Source organism: Mesorhizobium sp. M5C.F.Ca.IN.020.32.2.1, from assembly GCF_004023105.1.
Lineage (GTDB): Bacteria > Pseudomonadota > Alphaproteobacteria > Rhizobiales > Rhizobiaceae > Mesorhizobium > Mesorhizobium wenxiniae.
The window spans coordinates 1-2,126 of the sequence record NZ_RZSX01001000.1; the positions used below are offsets into that span (position 1 = coordinate 1).

Below are 2,126 nucleotides of genomic sequence, written 5' to 3' on the forward strand. Positions count from 1 at the left end.
GCCGTGCACGGCGCGAGATCTAGCTGGTTGTACACGATGTTGCCGATCGAAGCCGGATGCATGCCCTCGACATCCTTGAGCGGATGCACCGCCGCCTGAAGGATCTTGATCGGGATATGCGCCGGCACCGGCCGCTGGATGATGATACCGGTGACGCGCGGATCGGCATTCAGGCCGTGGATCGCCGCTTCGAGTTCGCCGGCGGTGATGTCGGCGGCAAACCGCCTTTCCTCGAAGCCGATACCTGCCAATGCCGCCTTGGCGCGCTGGTTGCGCACGTAGACATCGACTGCAGCTGTGTCGCCGACGGTGATCGATATCAGTTTGGGCGGAAAACCCTCGGCGGTGGCAGTCGCCGCATCCTCGCGCACGGCAGCGATGATGCGCTGGGCGACCGGGCCGCCCCTGAGATAGCGGTTGTCATCGGACAGGGACATGGATGGACCTTCTGTCTGAAAGTGTTGCTGCCGAGATAGCAAGACTCTTTGGAAAATGGCAGCACGAAAGCGAACTGCTATGCCTGTCGCGCGACGTACCGGCGAACCTGCGAAGATGTGCCCGCCAACCGGATGTCAGCAGAAACAGAAAGGGCAGCGCGGCTTGCCGCACTGCCCTTTCGTGACTGGCCGCATCCCCACACGGCCCGTCCCCCGTATCCGATGATCCAGAGTCTTCTGGACAGAATCGGCTATAAGATCAACTGCAGATTACATCACCACAACCGTCGTGCCAACATTGACCCGTTCATAGAGGTCGACGACGTCCTCGTTGCGCATGCGGATGCAGCCCGACGACACGGCGCCGCCGATCGTCCAGGGCTGGTTGGTGCCGTGAATGCGGTAGAGCGTCGAGCCGAGATAAAGCGCGCGCGCGCCGAGCGGGTTCTCGACGCCGCCGGCGACATAGGTCGGCAGATAACGGCCTTTGGCGGCCTCACGCGAAATCATCACAGCCGGCGGCCGCCATTCGGGCCAGACCTTCTTCTGCGAGATCCTGTGCTTGCCGGCCCATTCGAAGCCCGGCTTGCCGGTGCCGACGCCATAGCGCCGCGCCTTGCCGTTGTTCTCGACCAGATAGAGGAAATTCTCCCCCGTATCGATGACGATCGTGCCCGGCTTCTCCGGACCGTCATAGGCGACTTCCTGCGGCAGGTAGATCGGGTTGATCTGCGGGCGCGCGATAATGCGCTTCTTGGACGGCGCCTGCATCGCCGCCGTGTGCAGCTGAGCCGGTTGCGCCTGCCGTTGAGAACGGCGCTGCGGCTTTTGCATCTCTTGCCGGTTCTGGCGGACGATGCCCGGCGCGCGGCCAAGCTGCAGCACCCAGGGCGCTGAAAGGTCGGGGCTCACCATCACCGGCGGCCTGTCGGCATAACGGTCATTGGCGCTGGAGGATGTAGCGGCAGTGGCCAGCACGGCTGCGGCGCCGAGCAGCGGGAACAAGAATGTCTTCATCGGAACGCACCTTGATCGTCGAACACGCCGGGCGCAAAAGCGTCCCCGGTTCGCGGACATTGGGCGCGAAGCAGCAACCGAAACATGAATCGGAATGCGTAAAATGCTCCATTGTCAGTAAAGCTTTCGGTGTGGTTACCGGCCGGTTCAGGAATCTGGTAAAGCCGCGGTAAAGGCAGCGCAGACGCGCATTAACGAATGGAATTCCGCCATGGATGAGAAGACAGGCCTGCTTGCCGGACCCGATGGTATCGCGCGCTGCTTCTGGCACGGCAATCTGCCGGATTATTTGCACTACCACGATCATGAATGGGGCCGGCCGGTCACCGACGACCGCAGGCTGTTCGAAAAGATCTGCCTCGAAGGCTTTCAGTCGGGCCTGTCCTGGCTGACGATATTGCGCAAGCGCGACAATTTCCGCGAGGCGTTCGCCGGCTTCGATATCGACAAGATCGCCGCCTTTACCGACGAGGATGTCGAGCGCCTGCTCGGCAATGCCGGAATCGTCCGCCACCGCGGCAAGATCGTCTCGACCATCAACAACGCCAAGCGCGCGCGTGAATTGGCCGACGAGGCCGGCTCGCTGGCGGCCTGGTTCTGGAAGTTCGAACCCGGCCCGGACGAACGGCCCGAAATCGTCGATCTCGCCCATCTGCGCGCCAACCCGACCAC

3 protein-coding genes are annotated in these 2,126 nt (G+C 62.6%); 1 reads left to right on the plus strand and 2 read right to left on the minus strand.

Annotated elements, in window-relative coordinates; translation table 11 throughout:
* Both EOA86_RS32030 and EOA86_RS32035 read right to left on the minus strand, forming a co-directional pair.
* Nucleotides 1–437: bifunctional 5,10-methylenetetrahydrofolate dehydrogenase/5,10-methenyltetrahydrofolate cyclohydrolase (locus EOA86_RS32030; RefSeq protein WP_164892199.1), on the minus strand; the 437-nt coding region annotated here is incomplete at its 3' end.
* Between the two features lie 270 nt (nt 438–707).
* Complete coding sequence (locus tag EOA86_RS32035; protein WP_128345268.1) at nt 708–1,454, minus strand: L,D-transpeptidase; 747 nt, start codon at nt 1,452–1,454, stop codon at nt 708–710.
* 211 nt (nt 1,455–1,665) lie between these two features.
* On the opposite strand from EOA86_RS32035, the gene EOA86_RS32040 reads away from it, so the two are divergent.
* On the plus strand, nt 1,666–2,126 hold a 461-nt coding region (locus EOA86_RS32040), incomplete at its 3' end, for a DNA-3-methyladenine glycosylase I (protein WP_164892200.1).

What these genes read in the sequence shown, in the direction of transcription:
- EOA86_RS32035 (WP_128345268.1), bottom strand. Translation starts at nt 1,454, where the DNA reads ATGAAGACATTCTTGTTCCCGCTGCTCGGCGCCGCAGCCGTGCTGGCC.